Raw genomic sequence first — 23824 nt, 5'->3', positions numbered from 1 at the left:
CATCGGATTATCCGAAAACCGCTTCACACTTTTCGGTCCGATGCATGCGTATCGTGCGGCCATGCCGGAAACGGATCGCGAAGGCCGACGGCGGTCTGCGGGTCGAAACCGGTCTCCTCCCCGGTCAGGCAATCGTCGAGCGCGATGCGGATGGCGTCCTTGTCGAAGCCGGAACCGATGAAGACCAGCTCCTGGCGGCGGTCGCCCCAGACATCGTCCCAATGCCGGTCGAGCAACTGGCGGAATTGCGGATGGCGTGGCCAGTGCGCCCGCGGCACCGAGGCCCACCAGAACCCCCTGGTGTCGATGCGGTATTGCGTGCCGGCAATCGACAGCAGGCCGATCTCATCCGGCCGGGTCGCCAGCCAGAAATGCCCTTTCGCCCTGATGACGCCGGCTAATGGCTGCCCGAGTATGCGGCTCAGGCGCGCGGGATCGAAGGGCCGGCGGCTGCGATAGACGAAGCTTGAAATGCCGTATTCCTCGGTCTCCGGCACATGATCGCCCCAGCCATAAAGCTCTTTGTGCCAGAGCGGATGGCGGGCGGCCTTGGCCTCGCTGAAGAGGCCGGTATCCATGATCGCGGAAAGCGGCACCTGGCCGAAGACCGCCTCGATGACCTGGGCATCCGGATTGAGCGCCGCAATGACCCGGCGAACCTCGGCTAGGTCGGCGCATGGCACATCGCCTGCTTTGTTGACGATGATGACATCGGCAAATTCGATCTGCTCTACCAGCAGGTCGACGAGCTTGCGCTCATCGTGCCCGTCACGCCTTTCGCCGCGATCGGCAAGAAACTCGGCGCTCCGGTAATCGGCAAGCAGATTGACCGCATCGACGACGCAGACCATCGTGTCGAGCCTTGCCACGTCGCAAAGGGCCGTCCCGCTTTCGTCGCGGAAGGAGAAGGTGGCTGCAACCGGCAGCGGCTCGGCAATGCCAGTGCCCTCGATCAGCAGATAGTCGAAACGGCCGGCGGCGGCGAGCCGGCGGACTTCGCTCAGGAGATCTTCGCGCAGCGTGCAGCAGATGCACCCGTTGGTGAGCTCCACAAGCGTCTCGTCCGTGCGCAGCAGGTCTGCACCACCTTCGCGCAGGAGATCCGCATCAATGTTGACCTCGCTCATATCGTTGACGATGACAGCGACCCGGCGACCCTCCCGATTACTCAGGACATGATTGAGGACAGTCGTCTTCCCGGCGCCGAGAAACCCGGCGAGAACCGTAACCGGCAATCTGTTGTCTGCACGCATCATCGATACTCTCACTCTTTACAGCATGCTTGGCCTGACATCCCAGCGGCCTTTAGGCCGCGAGTTGCGGTTTGAATGCCACGTCCACATAGTAGTTCGTGCTGTTGTAACTGCTCGTCGGGAACAGCCCGCCCGAGCCATAGGCATAGACGCCGTTATTGCCGCCGGGCGCCTTGAGATCCCCGTTCGTGACGTCGCTGCCGAAGTAATTGCCGGTCGCCGAATAATGGCCGTTCGTCGAGTAGGACACGACATAGGTCGTATCCGCCTGGATGGCGATCTGCTGGGTGAGCTGAGCGGTCTGCCAGCCGCTGGCCGTCTCGTTGTTGAAGGTGACGCTGCCGAGCAGGGTGCCCGAAGCCGTCCACAGATAGCCGCTGTGCGGGCCGGTATTGTCCGTACTCTTGTAAAAGCGGATGGCGGTGATCCAGCCGGCGGCATCGGCCTGGAATTTCATGCCGAGATTGACAGGCTGGTTGTCGTTGACGGAGACGACAGAGGGCGTCGCGTTTGCCGCAAAGAGGTTCTGCTCCGGTCCCGCGGTCGGGTTGTTGACGGTAAGCGCCACCTGTGCCGTCGCCGCGCCGCCCTTGCCGTCCGATATCGCGTAGCTGAAACTCGCCGGGCCGGAATAACCGGCCGTCGGCGTAAAGGTCACCGTCTGGGCCTGGGTATTCCAGGCGACCGAGCCGTTGACCGCGCCGCTGACGCCGGTGATCGTGATCGCATCGCCATCGGCGTCGCTGTCGTTTGAAAGCAGCGCCGAGGCCTGTATGGTGACAGGCGTGCCGGTATTGGTCGAGAAGCCGCTGTCATTGGCGGCAACCGGAACCGCATTCTGCGCGCCCTGCTTGTAGAGCACATCCACCCAGTAGTTGGTGGCATTGTAGGAGGAGGTCGGGAACAGGCTGCCCGTGCCATAGGCATAGACGCCGTTGCCGCCGCTGACCGAACTTGCCGGCGCTGTCAGCGCGCCACTCGTATAGTCTGTCGTGAAATAGTTCGCGGTTGCCGAATAGAAGCCGTTGGAATGGTAGCTCGCCACATAGGTGGTGCCAGCCGTGACATTGATCGGCTGCGTGAAGGAAACCGTCTGCCAGCCGCTTCCCGTCTCGTTGATGAAGCTTGCCTGGCCAAGGAGCTGGCCGCTCGCGGTCCAGAGCGAGCCGACATGCGTGCCGGTATCCCCAGCGCTCTTGTAATAGGTGAGCCCGGTGATCTGGCCGCTGGCGGAAGCGATGAACTTGACGCCGAGTTCGACCGAGTTGGCATCATTGGCGGCGGCAACCCCCGACGTGTCGGCGCCGGTGAACAGGCTCGAGGTCGCCCCACCGCCGGCCTGCGAATTGACCGTGAGGCTGACGGTAGCAGACGATGTGCCGCCATGCCCGTCCGAAATCGAATAGGTGAAGCTTGCGACGCCCGTATAGCCCGAGTTCGGCGTGAAGATGACGCTATTCGTCTGGCTGTTGAATGTCACCGTTCCGTTGACCGCGCCATTGGCGCCGGTGATGCTGAGCGGGTCGCCATCGGCATCGCTGTCGTTTGCAAGCAGGTTGGCAGCGGCAATCGACAGAGCCGTGTTGGCATAGGTGGTATAGCCGTTGTCATTGACGGCGACCGGCACCGTGTTGCCGGTCGACTGGTTGAAGACGACATCGACCCAGTAGTTCGTCGACTGGTAGCTTGATGTCGGGAAGGTCGAGCCCGACCCGACCGCGTAGACGCCATTGCTGCCGGCAAGCGCCGTCAGCGAGCCGTTGGTATGGGCAGTGTTGAAATAGTCTGCTGTCGCCACATAGCTGCCGGTCGTGTGGTAGGAGGCGACATAGGTCGCACCCGCCGTGATCCGCAGCGGCGTGGAGAAGGTCGCGGTCTGCCAACCGGAGAACGACTCATTGGTGAAGGTGACCGTGGCGACGAGCGTGCCGTCCGCCTTCCAGATGGAGCCGGTATGCACAGTCGTATCGCCGGCCGCCTTGTAGTAGCGGATACCGGTAATCATGCCGCTGGACGAAGCGACGAACCTCATCCCGAGTTCCAGCGACTGGCCTTCGTTGAAGCTTGCACCCGTCGGCCCTTCGCTTGAGGTGAACAGCGTTTCCCCGGCAGGGCCCTGGTTTACGGTGAGGCTGACATTGCCCTGATCCGTGCCGCCGCGCCCGTCCGACAGCGTATAGGCGAAACTCGCCGGCCCCGAATAATTGTTGGTCGGCGTGAAGGTGACGGTGCCGTTCTGCTTGTTGAGCGTCACCGTGCCGTTGACGGCATTGCCGACGGCCGAAATCGTCATCGCATCGCCATTGGGATCCGTATCGTTTCCGATGAGCGAGGCGATCGAGATGACGACGCTGTCGTTGCGGGTGATGGTCAGCCCCGTGTCGTCGGTCGCAACCGGGCCACTGTTGGGCCCGGCATCGAAGACCACGTCGACCCAGTAGTTGGTGCCGGTGCCGGGGCTTTGGCCGGGGAATGTGCCGGCATTGGCGCCATAGGCATAGACGCCGCCGCCATCGACGGCCGTCAACGCGCCGCTGGCATAGGGGCTGGCGAAGTAATTCTGGGTAGCGGAGTAGTAGCCGCCGCTGTGATAGGAGGCCACATAGGTCGTGCCGGCGGCAATCTGGATCGGCGAGGAGAATATCACCGTCTGCCAGCCGGAGAGCGATTCATTCACCGATACGCCGGTCGCCAGCAGCGTTCCGTTGGCGCTCCAGAGGCTGACGACATGCTCGCCGATATTGTAGAAGCCCTTGTAGAAGCGGATGCCCTGCACGGAGCCCGCGGTCGTTGCCTGGAAGCGCAGGCCGAGCTCGACGGAATCGCGATCGATCGCCACTTCGGTCGCGGGCTTTTCCGCCAGCGTCCACAGGCCCTGTGTGCCCGGCAGCGTGACGGTGACCTGCTTGCCGGCCGATGGCGCCTCCATATTGACGCTGTCGTCGACGGCCCGTGACATGATCGTGTAGGTTCCGCTCGCCTGGACGACCCAGTTATAGCTCCAGCTCTCGCGGCCCGACGCCTTGAACCAGTGCTGGCCGCCATCGGTGGAGACTTCCACGCCGGCAATGATGCCGCCGCCGAAATCCTGCGCCGTGCCGGTGATCGTCACATGCTGCCCTTCGAGGAAGCTTGCCCCCACGATCGGCGTGCTGACCGACGAGGTTGGCTTCAGCGTGTCGGTCGATTGGGTAGCAAGGATCAGGCTCGCATCCAGCGTGGTCGGTTGAATGCCCATGTCCGCGAACATGTTGACCATCGCCTGCTGGACGTTGCGGTCGGTTGACGTGGCCGGACCCTGGTGGTTGTCACTTAGCCCCCAGGACCAGAAGACTGTGCCGGCGCCGAAGACCAGCGCGCCGCTGGCCGCCCGGTACATGGTCAGGCTGTGGGTCGCCACCGCATCGCCGACCGTGGTGCCGTAATCGCGCAGATACGTGCTCACCGAGACCGAGGAGAGCGACAAGTTGATCAGTCCAGCCGGCCGGAAGTCGTTCTCGACGTCGGAATCCCACTCATAGCCGAGCAGGTTCTGCACGAGATTATAGGTTTCGCCTTCATTCAGCTCGGAGACATCGGTATTGCGCCAGAAGCGCAGGTTCGAATAGTCGTAGGGGATGGAGATCGTATCCTGGCGGTAGCTGTCCACCTGGAACATCGTGCCGGTCAGCGCATTCTCCGGCTGCTGCCCCGGATCGGCATAGCGCGGATCGCGCCAGGTGCCGGTGCCGACATTGCTCGGATCCGTGCTCGTGCCCCAGGTTTCCTTGTAGCAGACCATGGTGCGGTAGGCCTGGCCGCTGCCGTCGATGCTGCTTTCCCAGCGGACCTTCCAATAGCACTCGTTGCCGCTCCAGAAGGCGAGGTTGACCCCGGCATCGCGCGCCGCCTCGACATTGGCACGCTGTTCGGCCGACCAGTATTCGTCATGCCCGACGGAGAGATAGGCATCGTGGTTGAGCAGCAGGCTGCCGCTGCGCGCCGTATCGACGCCTGATATATAGGACACGTCGTAGCCGTTCTGCTCCAGCCACGAGATGGCGGAGGATTCGACGCCGAAGATGTAATCGTGCGAGCCGCCGATCGGGCTCGTATTGGTAATGATCGGGCGGTTATAGCTGACGGCCGAGGCACGGCCGATCGCGGTCAGGCCGCAGCTGCAGTTCGGCGGGAGGTAGCCGATCATGTCGGCGGGATCGACCGGCACTTGGCCGTAATAGAGGCTGGCGCCGCCCCAGGCATTATAGGCCTGCCATGTCGTATCAGAGGTCTGGAAGACGATATCGCTGGTCGAGGCATCGTCGCGCACGACGAAGGGGATGATGCTGGCATCCTCGGTGCCATCCTCGCGCACCAGCTTGGCGAAATAGACGCCGGAGACGGCGTCGCTGGGAATCTGCCAGCTCGCCGATACCGACCAGTTGCCGCAATCGATGAGACCGAGCGACATGTCGACGATCGGGTGCGGCTGGATCTGCGCCGTGGTCAGCGATTGCTCGATCGAGTCGACCTTGCGCGCGCCGGCCCCGCCATAATAGCCCATGCGGTAGATATCGATGCGGTAATGGGTGGAATCGGTGGCGATCTTGAAATCGACCGTCTGGCCGATATTGGTGCTGATTTCGGTGGCGAAACCCTGAATGGTGCCGCCGCCGTCGCCCTCCAGACCCCATTCGCTGATCGGGTTGCCCTGCTTCAGATTTTCGAGCGCGATCTTATTGGGCGTCGCCGCAGCTGCAGCCGCCGCCACCGGTGCGGCAAGTGCCGTCGCGGCCGCTGATGTATCGGTGGAAACCTCCTGGCTCGGCTCCAGCGAGAGGGAGGCTATCGAGGTCTGAAGGCGAAATGACGTCGTGCCGGAACCGGCGGCAGGATCGAGCGGCTGCGTGGTGGTGCTTGTCGTGCCGGCGTCGCTGGTAACACTGGTCAGCGCGGGCGCGGCCGGCAGCGTCGCAGCCTCCTGGTACGGGTCCGGGCCGAGCACGGTGCGCTCGGATGAGGTGGTCGTCGTCTGCAGCACCGTCGCAACCGATGCCGTCTTGGCGGACCTGTCCTGCGCGCCGCCGTCGCCTGCAGGCGCGGGCATCGCCGTCGGTGGTATCGAGGCAGTTTCCACACCGTCTGATGAGATCAGCGCGGCGGGCTGCATGACCTTGCCGGGGGAAAACGGACCTGTGAAGGAGGACGGGACGGCGACGCCGGCGGGATTGGCGAAGCTGTCCTTACTGGCAAAGCTTAGGGAACCATCGGTACTCGTGGAAGACACAACCGTCGCGGTTCCCAGCACTGCGCTCCAGGCTGAGGGTGCACGACAGATACTCAACGCTCCACCAAATGTACTCAGGTACTCACGATTACTAACATGAATTCTCCGCATCAGCGGCGTCCCCTTCCGCATCGGCCGCCCCTTAGGCCGCTATAGCAAGAGGTTCATTCTGGCACCTTTGCCAAGGGAATGTACGACAGCAATCCGGGGTATGAGGGAGGTATTCCCTACGCCGATATGATGACCCTCAACCTATACCGGCGGGAGGTTGTCCATTCAGAGCGGATCGAGGAGACTGGAGCTACCAGGCCGGAAACGGATCTTCGAGGGTGGCCCAGTCGCGTGGATCGGCGCCGGCGAGGCAGCCGTCCAGTGCGGTCCGCACACCCCTCTCGTCCATATCAACGCCGATGAACACGAGTTCCTGCCGACGGTCGCCCCAAGCGCTGTCCCACCGGCTCTCGAGATGCTGACGAAATTGGCGATGGCTCGGCCAGTCCTGTCGGGGAACGGCTGCCCACCAAAGCCCCATGGGTTCGCAGCGCCGTTGCACCCCGGCAGCCGACATCAGGCCCACGTGACGCGGGCGCGTGGCCAGCCAGAAATGGCCTTTGGCGCGGATGACCCCCGGCCAGGGCTCGTCCAGGAATGCGCGAAACCGCTTGGGGTCGAAGGGACGCCTGGTGCGATAGACAAAGCTCCAAACCCCGTATTCCTCCGTCTCCGGAACATGCTCGCCCGGGCTGTACAGTTCCTTGTGCCACAAAGGATGCGCGGCGGCTTTTGCTTCATCGAAGAGGCCGGTATTGAGGACGGCTGCCAGCGAAACCTTGCCGAGATCCGTCTCCACCTGACGTGCATCCGGGTTGAGAGACGCAACGATCTTGCAGACCTCCGCGCGGGCCTCTTCAGTCGCGTCCGAGATCTTGTTGATCACGACGACATCGGCAAACTCGATCTGATCGACCAGCAGGTCGATGAGGGTGCGCCGGTCCTCACCGTCCCGTTGCAGGCCGCGGTCGGCAAGCAGATCGGCGCTGCTGTAGTCGGCCAACAGGTTTGCCGCATCGACAACAGTGACCATTGTGTCGAGCCTGGCAAAATCGGAAAGCGAAACACCGTTTTCGTCGCGGAAGGAAAAGGTTGCCGCGATGGGACATGGCTCGGCAATGCCGGTGCCTTCGATCAGCAGATAATCGTATCGCCTCTCTTCGGCTAGTCGCCGCACTTCCGTCAAGAGGTCGTTGCGCAGGGTGCAGCATATGCAGCCGTTGCTGAGCTCGACCAACGTCTCCGTCGTATGCGACAGGTTGCAGCCGCCGTCTCGAATGAGACTGGCGTCTATGTTCACCTCGCTCATATCGTTGACGATGACGGCGACCCGCAGGCCCTCGCGATTGGCCAATACGTGGCTGAGAAGCGTCGTCTTGCCGGCCCCGAGAAAACCGGCGAGCACTGTCACGGGCAGCCGATCGATTCTGTTCATCGGCATCCCTTGCATGTGGGCGTTCGGGGCGATCGCCGCCGCGGCCGGTATTTTCGTCGTATCAGCATCATTCGAAACCCGTTCGTCACCTCGTCAGATGCTTCACGCGACAAGCTGTGGCCGGAAGACCACATCGGCATAGTAGTTCGCTGAATTGTAGGTGTTGGTCGGGAAGAGACCCGTGGTGGCGGACCCGCCATAGCCATAGACGCCGTTGCCGCCGGCAACGGCGCTTGACTGGGCCGTCAGCGGACCGTTGGTGACGGCATTGGTGAAGAAGCTGTCCGTCGCCACATAGGCCCCGGTCGTATGATAGGAGGCGACATAATTGGTGTTGGCGGCTATCGTAACAGGCGTTGCAAAATTCACCGTCTGCCAGCCGCTCGCCGTGGTGTTGGTGAAGGTGGCGGTGGCGAGTTTGGTGCCTGTGGTGGTCCACAGGTCGACGACGTTCTGGCCGTTGTCGTTGGCGCTGCGGTAGAACCTTATGCCCGTGACATCACCGCCGACGTTCGACTGGAATTTGACGCCGAGCTCGAGCTGCTGACCGTCGTTGATGTTCGTCTGGGTCGGCGTGCTGGAGGCGGAAAACAGGCTGTAGGTCGCAGGCGTCGTCGATGCGGCGATGTTGAAGGTCTCGTTGGTCGAGAGGCCGCCGAGATCGGTCGCCGTCACCCTGACGCCGTAGGTGCCTGCTGTCGTCGGCGTGCCGGAGAAGGTCCGCGTCGAGGCATTGAAGCTCAGCCAGGCGGGCAGCGCCGTGCCGTCGGCAGCGGTTGCCGTGTAGGTCAGCGTTTCGGTACTGTCGACGTCGGTGAAGGTCGTCGTCGGCACCACGAAAGAGAAGGCCGAGCCGACGGTGGCATTCTGCGTCGCTGTCTGGACGGCGAGCACCGGCGCGTCGTTGGCGCCATGGATGGTGACGGTCAGGTTTGCCGTGGCTGTGGCCCCGGCGGTATCACGCATCGTATAGTTGAAGACATCGTTCAGCGTGTTGGTCGACAGGCGCAGCGCCTGCACGGCGGAATTGGTCTCGTTGACCGTATAGGTATAGGTGCCCGATGCATTGAGAACGAGACTGCCATAGGTGCCGTTCAGCGCTGAGCCGAGCGTGCCTGATGTCGCGCCGAAGCTGACGGCGCTCACCGTCTTGGTGTCGCCAGCATCCGGATCGGTGTCATTGGTCAGCACGTTGCCGCTGGCAACCGCACCGCCCGAACCATTGGCGACACCGCCCTTCTCGGTCGCATCCCCCGTATCGGCAACCGCCGTCGGCGTCGCGTTGTTCGTATTCGTGGGACGGAAAACCACGTCGGCCCAGTAATTGGTGGCGCCAAAAGTGGAATTCGGGAAAATGCCAGCGGTGGCGGAGCCGCCATAGCGGTAGACGCCGTTGCCGGTGGCTGTCGCCGTCAGCGGACCGTTCGTGACGGCGGCGGTGAAGAAATTAGCGGTCGCCACATAGGCACCGGTCGTATGATACGAGGCGACATAGGCGGTATTGGCGGTAATGGTGAAGGGCGTCGTGAAGTTCGCCGTCTGCCAGCCGCTTGCCGTGGTATTGGTGAAGGTGGCGGTGGCAAGTTTGGTGCCGGTGGAGCTCCACAGGTCGACGACGTTCTGGCCGTTGTCGTTGGCGCTCCGGTAGAACCTGATGCCGGTAATGTCGCCGCCGACGGTCGATTGAAACTTGACGCCGAGCTCGAGCTGCTGGCCGTCGTTGAGGTTCGTCTGGGTCGGCGTGCTGGAGGCGGAGAACAGGCTGTAGGTCGTTGGCCCCGCCGCAGCGGCGATAGTGAAAGTCTCGTTGGTCGAGAGACCGCCAATATCGGTTGCCGTGACCTTGACGCCATAGTTGCCTGCTGTCGTCGGCGTGCCGGAGAAGGTGCGCGTCGAGGCATTGAAGGCGAGCCAGCTGGGAAGCGCCGTGCCGTCGGCAGCGGTTGCCGTGTAGGTCAGCGTTTCGGTGCTGTCGACATCGGTGAAGGTCGTCGTCGGCACCACGAAGGAGAAGGCCGAGCCGAGGGTGGCATTCTGCGTCGCCGTCTGGACGGCGAGCACCGGTGCGTCGTTGGCGCCATGGATGGTGACGGTGAGGTTTGCCGTGGAGGTGGCCCCGGCGGTATCACGCATCGTATAGCTGAAGACATCGTTCAGCGTGTTGGTCGACAGGCGCAGTGCCTGGACGGCGGCATTGGTCTCGTTGATCGTATAGCTATAAGTGCCCGATGCATTGAGCACGAGACTGCCATAGGTGCCGTTCAGCGCTGAGCCGAGCGTGCCTGATGTCGCGCCGAAGCTGACGGCGCTCACCGTCTTGGTGTCGCCGGAATCCGGATCGGTGTCATTGGTCAGCACGTTGCCACTGGCAACCGCACCGCCCGAACCATTGGCGACACCGCCCTTTTCCGTCGCGTCGCCCGTATCGGCAACCGCCGTCGGTGTCGTGTTGCCGGGAACCGACACGGCGATATTGAAGGTCTCGTTGGCGGCGAGGCCGCCGATATCGGTTGCCGTGACCTTGACGCCGTAAGTGCCGCCTGCCGTCGGCGTGCCGGAGAAGGTGCGCGTCGAGGCATTGAAGGCAAGCCAGCTGGGAAGCGCCGTGCCGTCGGCGGCCGTTGCCGAATAGGTCAGCGTCTCTGTGCTGTCGACGTCGGTGAAGGTCGTCGTCGGCACCACGAAGGAGAAGGCCGAGCCGACGGCCGCGTTCTGGGTCGCCGTCTGGACGGCGAGCACCGGCGCATCGTTGGCGCCGTGGATGGTGACGGTCAGGTTTGCCGTGGAGGTGGCCCCGGCGGTATCGCGCATCGTGTAGCTGAAGACATCGTTCAGCGTGTTGGTCGAAAGGCGCAGTGCCTGGACGGCGGCATTGGTCTCGTTGATGGCATAGCTATAAGTGCCCGATGCATTGAGCACGAGACTGCCATAGGTGCCGTTGAGTGCCGAGCCGAGCGTGCCTGATGTCGCGCCGAAGCTCACGGCGCTCACCGTCTTGGTGTCGCCGGCATCCGGATCGGTGTCGTTGGTCAGCACGTTGCCGCTCGCAACCACACCGCCCGAACCATTGGCGACACCGCCCTTCTCGGTCGCATTCCCCGTATCGGCAACCGCCGTCGGTGTCGTGTTGTTCGCATTCGAGGGATTGAACATCACATCGACCCAATAGTTCGTCTGGTCGAAGCTACTCGTCGGGAACGCGCTATTGCCATAGCGGTAGACGCCGTTGCCGCTTGCCGGCGCCGTCAGCGGACCACTCGTCACATTGGACAGGAAGTAGTTGGCGGTCGTCGAATAGTTGCCGACATTCGTATGGTAAGATGCAGTATAGGTCTGTCCGGCTGTCAAAGTCACCGGGCTCGTGAAAGTCGCGGTCTGCCAGCCGCTGGCAGTCTCGTTGGTGAAGGTGAGGGTCGCAAGCCGCGTACCCGTGCTTGACCAGAGCGACCCGGTATGTGTGCCCGTATCCAGGCTGCTCTTGTAAAACCGGATACCGCTGACCGTGCCCGCCACGGAGGACTGGAATTTGACCCCTAGCTCGACGGCGGCAGTATCGTTGGTGTTGACGACAGCCGGCGTCGCGGCACCGAAGAGAGATGTATAAGTCGGCCCGGTGACGGTGACAGTGCGCCCCGCCGAGGGTGTCTCGAGATTGATGCTATCGTCTACCGCCCGCGACCGGATCGTATAGGTGCCTGCAATCGCCGGCTGCCATGTGTAGGTCCAGTTCTCGTCGCCCGTCGCCGGATGCCAGCTCGCCCCATTGTCGGTCGACACCTCGACGCTGGCGATGACCCCGCCGCCCGTGTCGGCAGCGGTGCCCGAAATCGTCACGGTGGATCCAGCGGTCACCGTGGCAGGCACCGTGATAACGGAGGTCGGCGCAACATTGTCCGATGAAGCAGTCGTCGCGGTAAGCCCGGATTGCAGCGTTCCCGGCTGAATGCCCATATCGGCAAGCAGATTGACCATTGCCTGTTGCACGCGAGGATCGGTCGGGGTCGCCTCGTTATCGTGATTGTCGCTCAGGCCCCATGTCCAATAGACCGTACCGGCGCCGAACACCAACGCACCGCTGGGGGCGCGGTAAAGGGTCAGATTGTGGGTCGCCGTCGCATTGCCGGTCGTGTTTCCGTAGTCGAGCAAATAGGTGCTGACGGGCAGCGTCGTCGACGACAGCTTTACGAGCCCGGCCGGATCGAAGCCGTTGTCAACCGCCTCGTCCCACTCGTAACCAAGATAATTCTTGGTGAGCGTTGCCGTCTGGCCGGGCTGGAGGTTTGCGACGCTCGTATTGCGCCAGAAGCGCAGGTTGGCGTCATCATAACCAACCTTAATCGCGGCGAGATTGCCGCCGACGTCGTCGACCTTGAACAATTGACCGGTCAGCGAATTCTCGGGATTGCCGCCGCCGATAGCAGGCGGGCTGAGGCGCGGATCGCGGAAGGTGCCCGTCCATTCGTTGGTAGGATCGAGGCTGACCCCCTGGGGGCCCCATGTCTCCTTGTAGGAGATCAGGGTGCGATAAGGTGTTCCGTCGGCACTGTAGGCATTGCCCCAACGGGTACGCCAGTAGACCTCGTTACCGCTCCAGAACATCAGATTGACGCCCGCATCGCGTGCGGCTTCGACATTGGTCCTCTGCTGTCCCGACCAGTATTCATCGTGCCCGGCATCGACATAGGTCTTGTGATTGAGCAACAGACTGCCATAGCGGTCGACGTCGACGCCCGAGAGATAGGAGACGTCATAACCGTTCTGTTCCAGCCAGTAGATGCCTGCATATTCGGCGCCGAACAAATAGTCCTGCGGGCCGGCATAGGTGCCGACCCCGTCGCGGGTCGCAATCGGCCTGTTGTAGCTGAGCGCATAGGCGCGGCCTGCCCCCTGCCCCGTCGCCGGGCCGTTACCACCATAGAAGTTGGCGCCACCCCAGCCGTTGTAAGCTTGCCAGGTCTCGTCTGCGGTCTGGAAGACGATGTCGCTGTGGCTGGCATCATCGCGCACGATGAACGGGATTTGATTCTCGCCGAAGGTGCCGTCCTGGCGCACGAGCTTGGCGATATAGACGCCTGAGACGGCATCGGCAGGTACGGTCCAGGACGCCGAGACGGCCCAGTTGCCGGCGTCCACCGTGCCGGTCGTGGCATTGCGCAGCGGATTGGGCTGCGTCTGCAATCCGGTATGCTGTATGGTCGTGACCTTGCGGGCACCCATGCCGCCATAATAGCCGAGCCGATAGATATCGATCCGATAGTTGGTGGAATTCGTATTGATCTTGAAGCTGACCGTGTTGCCGTTGTCGACGCTGATGTCGGTCGCAAACCCCTCGATGTTGGTGCTGGCAGTGTCGATGCCCCACTCGCTCTCCGGATTGCCCTGCTTCTGGTTTTCCAGCACGATCGGGTTGCTCGCCGCCGCGGCGGCCGCCAGATCTTGCGTTGCCAACGACCGCTGCGCAGAAGGTTGAGGTGGCGTCGTCACCGAGCCGGAAAGGACAGCTTTACCCTTGGTGCCGGTTCCCGTTCCTATCTCTCCGCCCCCGGGCAATGATCCGTTGGAGAGCGCCAAGTTCGTCCACTCTGCGGTTGCGCGCCAGCCCGCGAACGAAGATACGTCACGATCGAGCAGAGGATCACTGACCGAGGCGCCGATGGCCTTCTTGATCGTCGACACATAGTCCGGCCCGTCGGTAAACTTGGTCCCTGGCAACTGACCGTCCTGCTGAAGCAGGCCGCTGCCATGGGCCCAATCGAGAATCCGCGTGGGGGAGGTATAGTAGCCGCATCCGCACACACCAAAGGGCATGCCAACCGCTAGCGCATTCGGCCCAGCATGATGCGCAGTCGACTGCGCTGAGGGCGCCGATTCGAGAATGACGACCTTACCCGAGTGAGAACGCTCGCCCCCAATGGTCGCAGAATCTTGCCCCGAACCTGTCAGCGCAGGGCTTTGCGGCAAATACGGAGCCAGAGGATCGTCGCCTATGAAGCTCGTTCCAGTATAGGTGCGCGGAAGGGACGGTGCCGCCCCGAACGCAACTCTGTCCGCATCCGGCGCGAAATGCACAAAACTTGGCGTATGAGCGGATGATGCGGAGACGGCCAGATCACCGCTGCGCTCTCCTATTTCGCGATTGATTGTGAAAGCGTCAGGCAAGGGCGGCGCGACGAGCCTATTGTCGGCCCGGCCGTCCGCGTCGCCGTTCACGCTCGCGGTCTGTCCAACGTCATGCTCGCTGAGCACCGCATCCTTATGGGGATCGTCGACAAGGGCGCCCTGATTGGTTCCAGTTGCAGTTTGCACCGAGGCTGCAAGTTGAGCACTATCCCCGCGCGTTTCGGCAGGCTTGCGCGGCCTTCCCTTTCCGCCTCCGCCGACAGTGAACCATCGGGGAATCAACGAATCCACCAGGAGTGAGCGCGAAGTCCAGCGGCGAGCGTTGCGATACATAGCGGGTACCTCTCGCGAGATTATCAGGGTCAATCTATGAGGATCGCTTCATACGAAATCGCTTCATACGAAAACGCTTCATACGAGGCACTGAAGTATAGTCGAAAAACAAGCGAGTATATCCTACGCCTTTTGCTCTATCGGCTGCATCCTTTTGGAACGGCCGTGCCGCATGGCCAAGAAATGGGCGAGACACGCGAAGTCACAAAGTCGTGTACTGGACCGGTTCGGGTGATGGCAAAAGCCTTTGGGAGCGCGGCATCTTCGATCGGGCACGGGTCGGTCCAATTCCGTACCCGCTCGCCGTCCCTCACGGCGAGCGCGCCTATTTCTGCGTGCATAACCTTTGATTTTGCAGGATAATGCCTCTTTCCCGCGCGGGGATATATGCTTCCGTTCGATATAGGATGAAGCACCCGCCCCCACCTCATCAATAATGATGAGGCAAAGCAAACGGCCTCCACCTTCCTCAAGGCTTCGCCAGACTGCACACTAGCGATGCGGATTCGGACCTGCCGTCCGGCCGTCGAACAGCGTCAAGGCATTGGACCGGCATCCGTTTAAGGATGTTTGCAGGCGAGATATGTACATGAATTCATCGCACCGCACGCTCCACCTCTTTTTTCGTGCGACAGCTGCCATCGGAGCACTCGTATTTCTTGCCGGAGCTGTGCCGCCGGCTCTCGCCGACAGCGCGCCCCCGGTTCCACAAACCTTGGCTCCACAAACGAAGATCCGCCTGACGATCGTCCAATGGATGCAATCCAGGGGCCAATATGAACGATGGGATGCGCTTGGCGGCGAATACACGGTATCGGATGATGGCACGGTCCTTTTGCCGTTTCTTGGAACCCTTTCCATCGGCAATCTAGATAACGCAGACCTCACAAACGAGATAGCCAAGCGTCTGCAGGAAAAAATCGGCTTGGTTCAGGCGCCGGCGGTCACCATCGAAATTCTCGAATACCCGCCGATCTACGTCGTGGGAGACGTCACCACGCCTGGGCAGTACAGTTTCCGCCCCGGACTTACCGTCCTGCAATCCCTGGCAATGAGCGGCGGACCGCGTCGCGCTAAAGAGGAGCAGCAAACGCATTCGATCCAGATCGTAGGGGAGTTGCGCGAAATCGATCACTCGATCCTGCGCAGCACTGCGAGGCTGGCGCGGCTGCAGGCGGAGATGGATGGAGCCGACGAGATTACCTTCGATCAAATGACCGGCGCCGATCAGAAATTTGCCGCCGGCATATACAATGAGGAGAGGATAATCTTTCGGGCTCGCGCCAATGCGTTGGAGAGGCAGTCGAGGGCGTTCACGGAATTACGCGATCTCTTGACCACTGAGATATCGACGTTGGAAGAGAAACTGACGGGCGCCGACGACAATATCAAATCAGTCGAGGACCAACTGGTCAGCGTCAAGTCCCTGGTCCAGAAAGGCCTGACGATCTCGTCAAGGCAGATGGATTTGGAACGGTTGCTGACGACTTACCGCTCCGACAAGCTCGACCTTCTCACCGCCGTCATGCGCGGCCGGCAGGCGGTCAGCGAGACGACGCGGAACCTTGAGGGACTTTACGACGCACGCCGGAGCGAAGTGGCAACCGAAGCACAGTCCGAACGGGCAAGTCTCGATCAATTCAAGCTGAAGCGCGAAACACTACAGAAGCTGCTCCTCGCAGACCTGGGGAGCAATGACGGCGTCAAGACCCTCGTCGAGGAACTCCCCCTTGCCTTTAGCGTGACCCGTCGCAACGATGGACAAATCAATCAGTTCCAAGCCTCGGAAACGACGACGCTGGCACCGGGCGATGTGGTGAGAGTCGTTCAGCCGCACATTTTGGATAACACGCCTCAGGCCGACACAAGCCCATCTTTCGAGAACCAAGCGCTCGCAGATCGAGCCGGCCAGTGACCCGCGACGTGCGCGTGTTCTCAACAAAATTGGAGCGGAGGTTCGAGCGCCATCGAGGCGCTCAGGCCGCCTGCCACAAGGAAATCGCTCTTGATATGGACCAGCCTGAATCTCACCTGGCAGCTAGGGTTGAGTGATGACCTTGCGCATGATCCCCCCCAGCGGTCAGACTTATACCCAAATCCTGAAATCGACGATGCTGATGGGCGGTTCCTCGCTGGTCAATGTCGCCCTGAGCATCATTCGCAACAAGGCGCTCGCCGTTCTTCTCGGTCCTGAAGGCGTGGGGCTTCTCGGCCTTTACGGGGCAATCCTCGATATCGCGCAAGCGATAGCTGGTCTGGGCGTGAGCAGCAGCGGTGTGCGCCGGGTCGCTGAGGCGGCGGGCGCCGGCGACGACGAGAAGATCGCCCGGTCGGCGACAGCGCTCAGACGCATCTCATTGGTGCTCGGGTTGCTTGGCGGGCTTTTGCTTGCGGCGCTGGCGTTTCCGGTCTCGAAATTCACCTTCGGCGACTACCAGCATGCCGGCGGCATTGTGCTGCTCTCCCTGGCCGTATTCTTTCGGCTTGTCGCTGCCGGACAGGCTGCGTTGATCCAGGGCTTGCGGGGCATTGCAAATCTTGCCCGCATCAATGTGCTTTCAGGGCTGTTCGGCACGATCGTCAGCATCCCGCTGATCTATCTGTTCGGCGAAGAGGCGATTGCACCCTCTCTCGTGGCGATCGCGGCCGTCTCGCTCCTTCCCACCTGGTGGTACAGCAAACAAATATCCACGCAGCCACCGGCGATGTCGGCGCGCCAGTTCGGCCGGGAAGCGACAGCTCTGTTCAGGCTCGGTGTCGCTTTCATGGCAAGTGGACTTCTGACCTTCGGCGCGGCCTATGCCATCCGCATTATCGTGCTCAATGAAGGGGGTGTCGTAGCGGCGGGATTGTATCAGGCAGCCTGGGCGCTTGGCGGCCTTTACGCCGGTTTCATCCTGCAGGCGATGGGGACGGACTTCTATCCGCGCTTGACTGCAATCGCCAACAACAATGCCGAGTGCAACCGGCTGGTCAATGAGCAGGCGGAAATCAGCATATTGCTGGCCGGCCCTGGTCTGATTGCCACGTTGACCCTGGCGCCACTCGTGATGAGTTTGTTCTATTCCGCGGAGTTTCATGGGGCTGTGGATCTTCTGCGCTGGATCTGTCTTGGGATGATGCTCAGGATCGTCGCCTGGCCGATGGGTTTCATCGTCCTGGCGAAGGGTGCGCAGACGATCTTCTTTTGGACGGAGGTCGCTGCGACGCTGGTGCATGTGGGGTTGGCCTGGCTCTTCGTATCGAACTTCGGCACGCTAGGGGCCGGCATGGCGTTCTTCGGCCTCTACGTCTGGCATAGTATTCTGATTTACGTGATCGTGCGTCGGCTCACCGGCTTTCGCTGGTCGCCCGCCAATCGCAGGCACGCGCTTCTCTTCCTGCCTGCATCGGGTATGGTCGTCTCGGCCTTTTTCCTCTTACCGGCATGGTCGGCGATGGTGATTGGCTGCCTCGCCGTGGTCGTGACCGGGCTTTACTCTCTGCGCATGCTGGTCGAACTGCTTCCACCGGAGTCCGTGCCGGCAATCGTCAGAGGATGGATCGCGAAATCCGCATAAAGAAAAGCGCGCATCAGATGATGCGCGCTTCGTGATCTCGTATCCATGCCGCAGTGTGCAGGCATCACTTCAGGCAGGTACGACGTCCTGCTCAGGCTGACGGACGACGCGCCCGGTGGTGGCCTCAGCAAGGGCTTGGCGCAATGTCTCGACGACCCTTACGATATCAGCCTGCGTCATCTGGGCATAAAGCGGCAGGATGATCGTGTGCTGCTGCGCAGATACGCTTCGCATCAGGCTCGTGGCAGCGCGGTGGGAGCTCTGAGCAGAATAGGCGCCCTCCAGATGAATGTTCATCACGCCACGCCGGGTCGAGATCCCCTGGTCGAGCAGGGTCTGCATGACGGCCCGCTGGTCGACGGTATCCGGCAATCTCACACAGAAGCTCTGCCAGTTGCTGCGCGCCCAGCCCGGCTCGGCCGGCAGAGAAAGCCCGGCAATCGTCGACAGACGTTCGCAATATTGCTCGGCAAGCCGCCTGCGCTGGGCAACCAGTTCCGGCAGCCGCCGCAACTGCTCGCGTCCGACGGCCGCCTGAAGATCGGTCATCCGGTAATTGTAACCCAATTCGTCATAGTCTTCGAAGATGACCTGTTTCGAGCCGTGGCGAACGGCATCGGTGACGCTCATGCCATGCTGGCGCCAGAGCCGGAACTTCCGGTCATATTCGGGATTGGCCGTGGTCAACATGCCGCCATCGCCCGTCGTGACGACTTTCCTGGGGTGGAAGGAGAAGCAGGCAATGTCGCCATGCGCTTTGCCGATCTTTTCCCAACGCCCGTCCCACAGGATTTCGCTTCCCGTCGCACAGGCCGCATCCTCGATAACCGGTATCCGATGGTGCTTGCCGATCTCCACGATGGCGCGGAGATCGCAAGGCATGCCGAGCTGATGCACGCAGAGAATAGCCTTGGTTCGAGGCGTGATTGCCCTTTCGATCAGGCCGGCGTCGATGTTGTAACCATCTTCCTCGATATCGACGAAAACGGGCACCGCATCGCAGTAGCGAACGGCATTCGCGGTTGCGATGAAAGAATGGCTGACCGTGACGACTTCATCACCGGCACTGACACCGACCGCCTTCAGGGCCAGATGCAACGCGGTCGTGCAGTTGGACATGGCGCAAGCATGCGCGGCGCCCACAAAGGCAGCGAATTCACGCTCGAACGCCGCGACCTCAGGCCCCTGCGTCACCCATCCCGACAGAATGACGCGGCGCGCAGCCTCAGCCTCTTCCTCCCCGAGGACGGGTTTGGCGACCGGAATTGTGGCCGAAATTGTGGATTGAGATGAGCTCATGCCGCCTGCCCCCCCGCGTCGGTCTGCCCTTGCCACCAGGCAACGAGATCACGAAGCCCTTGCTCCATGGAGATCTCCGCCTTGAAGCCGAGGAGCCGTTCGGCCTTGCTGATATCGGCAAGACGACGGGTTACGCCGTTGACCGTGCGAGCCTCTTTGTGCTGCGGCTCCAGCGAGACACCCATGATGCTGCTCAGCATCTGCGCCAGTCGCAGCAGGCTTATTTCCTGGCCGCTCGCGACATTGAACACTTCATCCGTGACATCGCTTTTCGCGGCCAGAATATTTGCGCGGGCGATGTCGCGTGCATCGACGAAGTCCATCGTCTGGCTACCGTCCCCATAGATGAGCGGCGGCATCCCGGCCGCCAGACGTTCCATCCAGCGGATCAGCACTTCCGTATAGGCGCCGTAAACGTCCATTCGCGGCCCGTAAACGTTGAAATAACGCAATGCCACATAGCGTAGGCCATACATGTCAGCGAAGCTGCGAAGCAGCCCCTCGTTGAATGTCTTGGCCGCGCCGTAGATCGTCCTGTTGTTATAGGGATGATGCGCTTCGGTGGTCGGGAAGCTCTCGGCCAGACCCAGCACGGAGGCCGAGGAGGCAGCCACGACCTTCGATACGCCTGCCTTGACGGCGGCTTCGAGAACATTGAACGTGCCCTCGGCCAGAACATCGAAAGCCAGCCGTGGCTCTTCCGCGCATTGCGTGATGCGGATGGCCGCCTGATGAAAGACGATGTCGACGCCCTCGAAGGTTTTTGCGAGCAGTGCCCTGTCGCGAATATCTCCCTCGATGATGTTGACCGAGCCGCTGGCTATAGCAGTGCTGAGATTGTCCCGCCGTCCGCGCACGAAATTGTCGAGGACGATGATCTCGCGCGGCTTTTCCAATGCGACGAGATCGGCGATATGCGAACCGATCAGGCCGGCTCCGCCCGTTATAAGAACGCGTTGATTTTTCATGATTTTACTCCACGCGAGATATCAAGCACAGGATCGGATTCCTTGCGCCAGCGTATGTGTTTCGCCGGCACACCCGCAGCAACCGAATAGGGCGCCACGTCGGAGACAACGATCGCTCCGGCTCCAACGATCGCCCCTTCCCCGATGGTCACGCCGGGAAGAATCGTCGCATTCGTTCCGATGTCGGCGCCTGCGCCGATACGGACCGGCTTGATTTCAAGATCCGTGCGAATGATCGGCACATCCACCGGCAGCGCCGTGTGGGTCGAGCCCAGCACCTTGGCTCCGGGGCCCCAGCCAACGGAATCCCCGATTTCCAGGTCACGGGCGTCGAAATAGGCCATCGGGCCGATCCAGACATTGTTGCCGATTTTGCACGTGCCGTCGAAGCGTCCCTGGATATAGGCCTGGGCGCCGATGAACACGCCATTGCCGATTTCGAATGTTTCCGGATGTTTGAAACCGGCACCGCCTGCAACCTGCAGGCCGGTGCCGCAGCTCCGCGCAATGGCTTGCCAGATGGCTTTCCGCATAAGGCTGTCGACAACACCGTCCCCGGTCGCGAAGCGGCCGTAGAGCTCGATCAGGCCGGCGCGCCCGTATGATTGCCGGAGTTCTTCGGCGAGCCCCGCCTGGTAGGCCGGATCTGCCGGCCGCTCATGGCGACCATGGACCGCCTGCACGACCCTGGCTTCCCCTCCACCACTAGCTGACATAGGCGTACTCCAGCGCGGCCGCCACCTGGTCGACGTGCCGCGAAGGCATCTCGGGATAGATCGGCAGCGAGAGAACCTCCCGCGCTGCAGCTTCCGAGACGGGGAAATCGCCGGCTTGATAACCAAGATCGGCATGCGCCTTCTGCAGATGAACGGGAATGGGATAGTGCAATCCCGAGGGGACGCCTTCGGCGCTGAGCGCGCGCTGAAGCCCGTCGCGATCGCGGCTTCTGACGGCATAGACGTGATAGACGTGACGCCGGTCGGCGACTTCGACAGGTATCTTCAAATGCGGTGATCCGCCGAGCAGTGACGAATACCGTCGGGCGTGATCGCGACGCGCTTCCGTCCAGGCTTCCAGATGCCGGAGCTTCACGCGCAGGATCGCGCCCTGAATGGCGTCCATGCGATAGTTGAAGCCCTTCAGCAGATGATGATAGCGCTGCTCCTGACCCCAGTCGCGCAGCATGCGCATTGTCTTGGCCTGTTCGTCGCTGTTCGTGACAACCAGGCCCCCTTCACCGCAGGCGCCGAGATTTTTGCCCGGATAAAAGCTGAAACAACCGGAGACGCCGATGCTGCCGGCTCGCCGGCCCTGGTATTGTGCCCCATGCGCCTGACACGCGTCTTCGATGACGGGGATGCGGTAGTGATCGGCAATCGCCTTGATCGCACTCATATCCGCCATCTGACCGTAGAGATGGACGGGGATAATGGCCTTGGTCCGGGGCGTTATCTTTGCTTCGAGCTCGGCCGGATCCATTGTCAGCGTCGCGGGCTCGACATCGACGAACACCGGTCGTGCACCGCTGTAACAGATCGCCGACACTGTGGCGACGAATGTAAATGGCACGGTGATGACTTCGTCGCCGGGACCGATGCCCGCGGCAAGGAGAGCCAGATGCAGGGCGCTCGTTCCGGTATTGACGGCTATTGCATGCTTGACGTTGCAATAGTCTGCGAATTCCTGCTCGAAACGCAGCACCTCCTCGCCCAGTACATATTGCCCCGACGCAAGAACGCCGAGCACGGCGGAGTCGATCTCGCCCTTGATTGATTGATATTGTGCCTTGATGTCCAGAAACGGGATCATGCAATGCGCCTCGCCTCTTCGAGCTCGATGATCCGACCGCGCTGGGCGAGCGACCGGCTTGCGGCTTCAAGGGTGCGAACGACACGCAGCCCGGCGAGCCCGTCGGTAATGGGCCGCGAATTTTGCTCGATGCAGTCGACGAACTGATCCAGTTCACGTTTCAACGCCTCGGTCATATCGAGCTTGGGCGCCCACATGTCGCCGCTGCGGTAGCCGACCATCATCTGATGCACCTTCTCGCCGTAGGCCTGAGAATTCGGGTTCAGCGTGATGCCCTTGTCATAGACCTTGATCTTTTCGCTGGGCTCCAGATCGTCGTAGACGATCATCTTGTTGCTGCCGCCGATCAGCGTGCGGCGCACCTTGACCGGCGCCAGCCAATTGACGTGGATGTGGGCGATGAGCTTGCTTTCGAAGAAGAGCGTCAGATAGGCGATGTTCTCCGGCTCGCCGAGCACATGGCTCATGCCCGTCGCCGACACAGCCACCGGCCTTTCCTGAACGACATGGTCCAGGATCGAGAGATCATGCACCGCGAGGTCCCAGATGACGCTGACATCATGCTGGAAGAGCCCCAGATTGACCCGAACAGAGTCGTAGTAATACATGTCGCCCAAGCCGCTTTCGACCAGTTCGTGCATCTTGCGGACGGCGCCGGTGTGGACGAAGGTATGATCCACCGCCAGCACGAGCCGGCGGCGCGCGGCCTCTTCGACCATTCGCGAGGCTTCCTCAGTCGTCGATGCCATCGGCTTTTCGACGAAGACATGCTTTCCGGCCATCATCGCCTGCATTGCGAGCTTGAAGTGGGTCGAGACCGGCGTTGCGATGGCGATTGCATCCACTCTCGGATCGCGCAGAACTTCCTCGAAATTGTCGGTGATCTCTATTGCGGGATACCGGCTTTTGACAGCCGCCAACCGCTCGACATTGAGATCGCAAACCGAAACGAGGTTTGCGCCGGCCGCTTCAGAGATGTTACGAACCAGGTTCGGGCCCCAATACCCATATCCAACAACTGCAATGCCGATCATCGCATTCCTCCCAACGCTTGCATGTCAACTGACCGGTCATGAACGCGACCGGTGATCCTCGCCGGAACGCCGGCAACAATGGCGCCGTCAGGCACATCCTTGGTTACGACAGCGCCGGCGCCGACTTGGGCGGCCTCTCCGATGGTCACGCCGGGCAGGATGGTGGCATTGCTGCCGATCGACGCGTGGCGCTTGACCAGAGTGGGGATGACAACCCAGTCGGCCTCGGTCTGCAGACTGCCGTCCGGATTGACGGCGCGCGGGTAGGTATCATTGGTGAACATGACCCCGTGGCCGATGAAAACGCCGTCTTCCAGCGTCACGCCTTCACAGAGAAAGGAATGGCTGGAAATCTTACAGTCTTTTCCGACGAGGACGTTTTTCTGGATTTCAACGAAGGTGCCGATGCGCGTTCCAGCGCCGATCGTGCAGCCGTAGAGATTCACGAGATCTCGATGGTGAATAACGCAGCCGTCATCCAGCTTGACGTTCGATGCAATCATCCAGCTCGCCCCCTGTTACTCAACACGCCCTGATTTGGCTGAAACCGACAATCGCAGGAAGGCGCCAAAGGTTTCATTTCACCAGAGCAAATATATCTTTCGCTTCCAAAAGAATTGTTTTCTCCATTTTAGTAAAGGAACAAAACGTTGAAGCTTATCCACCAAAAGGCGTAGCTGCTTACGATGATTGGAT

12 protein-coding genes are annotated in these 23824 nt (G+C 61.4%); 2 read left to right on the top strand and 10 right to left on the bottom strand.

Annotation, left to right across the window (positions count from 1 at the left end):
• Positions 1–23: 23 nt before the first annotated feature.
• From CO667_RS28585 to CO667_RS28570, 4 genes are all read right to left on the bottom strand, one after another.
• Entirely contained in the window at positions 24–1256 is a 1233-nt protein-coding gene (locus CO667_RS28585; protein WP_097621607.1) for a GTP-binding protein, read from the bottom strand.
• A gap of 49 nt (positions 1257–1305) precedes the next feature.
• Positions 1306–6651, bottom strand: a complete 5346-nt coding sequence (locus CO667_RS28580; RefSeq protein ID WP_097621606.1) for a DUF4082 domain-containing protein — start codon at positions 6649–6651, stop codon at positions 1306–1308.
• A gap of 169 nt (positions 6652–6820) precedes the next feature.
• Positions 6821–8005, bottom strand: coding sequence for a GTP-binding protein (locus tag CO667_RS28575; RefSeq protein WP_097621630.1), 1185 nt, complete (start codon positions 8003–8005; stop codon positions 6821–6823).
• 102 nt (positions 8006–8107) lie between these two features.
• Positions 8108–14458 carry a DUF4082 domain-containing protein gene (locus tag CO667_RS28570; RefSeq protein ID WP_097621605.1) on the bottom strand — a complete coding sequence of 2117 codons (6351 nt, stop codon included), beginning with the start codon at positions 14456–14458 and terminating at the stop codon, positions 8108–8110.
• A 583-nt stretch (positions 14459–15041) separates the two neighbouring features.
• Here CO667_RS28570 and CO667_RS28565 point away from each other — a divergent pair.
• Positions 15042–16373 (top strand): polysaccharide biosynthesis/export family protein, encoded by a 1332-nt coding sequence (locus tag CO667_RS28565; protein WP_097621604.1) that lies wholly within the window; start codon positions 15042–15044, stop codon positions 16371–16373.
• Between the two features lie 136 nt (positions 16374–16509).
• Positions 16510–18018: an O-antigen translocase gene (locus CO667_RS28560; RefSeq protein WP_097621603.1), complete on the top strand. Its 1509-nt coding sequence runs from the start codon at positions 16510–16512 to the stop codon at positions 18016–18018.
• Between the two features lie 69 nt (positions 18019–18087).
• Here the strand turns inward: CO667_RS28560 and CO667_RS28555 are convergent, their stop codons facing one another.
• From CO667_RS28555 to CO667_RS28530, 6 genes are read right to left on the bottom strand one after another with little or no spacing between them, the layout of a single operon-like run.
• The gene (locus CO667_RS28555; protein ID WP_097621602.1) at positions 18088–19317 is read right to left on the bottom strand and encodes a DegT/DnrJ/EryC1/StrS family aminotransferase; all 1230 of its coding nucleotides are present in this window, start codon (positions 19315–19317) and stop codon (positions 18088–18090) included.
• The gene (locus tag CO667_RS28550; protein ID WP_097621601.1) at positions 19314–20285 is read right to left on the bottom strand and encodes an NAD-dependent epimerase/dehydratase family protein; all 972 of its coding nucleotides are present in this window, start codon (positions 20283–20285) and stop codon (positions 19314–19316) included. Before CO667_RS28550 ends, CO667_RS28555 begins: the two co-directional genes overlap by 4 nt.
• Positions 20282–21001, bottom strand: coding sequence for an acyltransferase (locus CO667_RS28545; RefSeq protein WP_097621600.1), 720 nt, complete (start codon positions 20999–21001; stop codon positions 20282–20284). Before CO667_RS28545 ends, CO667_RS28550 begins: the two co-directional genes overlap by 4 nt.
• On the bottom strand, positions 20991–22094 hold the full coding sequence (locus CO667_RS28540; protein WP_097621599.1) for a DegT/DnrJ/EryC1/StrS family aminotransferase: 1104 nt from the start codon (positions 22092–22094) through the stop codon (positions 20991–20993). The genes CO667_RS28545 and CO667_RS28540 overlap by 11 nt, the downstream gene beginning before the upstream one ends.
• Complete coding sequence (locus tag CO667_RS28535) at positions 22091–23128, bottom strand: Gfo/Idh/MocA family oxidoreductase (RefSeq protein WP_097621598.1); 1038 nt, start codon at positions 23126–23128, stop codon at positions 22091–22093. Before CO667_RS28535 ends, CO667_RS28540 begins: the two co-directional genes overlap by 4 nt.
• Positions 23125–23631: an acyltransferase gene (locus CO667_RS28530; RefSeq protein WP_097621597.1), complete on the bottom strand. Its 507-nt coding sequence runs from the start codon at positions 23629–23631 to the stop codon at positions 23125–23127. Before CO667_RS28530 ends, CO667_RS28535 begins: the two co-directional genes overlap by 4 nt.
• Positions 23632–23824 lie beyond the last annotated feature (193 nt).

The organism is Rhizobium sp. L43 (assembly GCF_002531725.1).
Lineage (GTDB): Bacteria > Pseudomonadota > Alphaproteobacteria > Rhizobiales > Rhizobiaceae > Rhizobium.
The sequence above is the reverse complement of the archived record's forward strand: the minus strand, read 5'-3'. Positions and strand labels throughout refer to the sequence as shown.